The 656-nt window shown below is 51.8% G+C and carries 1 rRNA gene; it reads left to right on the top strand.

The window, feature by feature from the left end:
• Positions 1–268: 268 nt before the first annotated feature.
• Positions 269–656, top strand: a 16S ribosomal RNA gene (locus BS626_RS18040); the annotation flags it as partial.

The raw sequence follows: 656 nt of genomic DNA, 5'->3' as shown, positions 1-656 counted from the left end.
GGTGCGGTGCAGAGGCCCGGGATTCACCGGCGCCGCCGGAGAAAAACTTCTGAAAAAGAGGTTGACTCTGAAGGAGGAAAGCGTAATATACGCCACCTCGAGTTAGCAAGCGAAAGCGCCTAACTCACTGCTCTTTAACAATTTATCAGACAATCTGTGTGGGCACTCACAGGACAGATATCAAAAGCCTCCGGGCTCAAAAATATCAAGTCTCAAGAGTGAACACGTAATTCATTACGAAGTTTAATTCTTTGAGCATCAAGCTTTTTAATTGAAGAGTTTGATCATGGCTCAGATTGAACGCTGGCGGCAGGCCTAACACATGCAAGTCGAACGGTAGCACAGAGAGCTTGCTCTYGGGTGACGAGTGGCGGACGGGTGAGTAATGTCTGGGAAACTGCCCGATGGAGGGGGATAACTACTGGAAACGGTAGCTAATACCGCATAACGTCTTCGGACCAAAGTGGGGGACCTTCGGGCCTCACACCATCGGATGTGCCCAGATGGGATTAGCTAGTAGGTGGGGTAACGGCTCACCTAGGCGACGATCCCTAGCTGGTCTGAGAGGATGACCAGCCACACTGGAACTGAGACACGGTCCAGACTCCTACGGGAGGCAGCAGTGGGGAATATTGCACAATGGGCGCAAGCCTGAT

Origin of the sequence: Pantoea sp. 1.19, from assembly GCF_001922585.1 — a bacterium.
GTDB lineage: Bacteria > Pseudomonadota > Gammaproteobacteria > Enterobacterales > Enterobacteriaceae > 1-19.
This window is presented reverse-complemented; position numbering and strand designations above follow the sequence as displayed.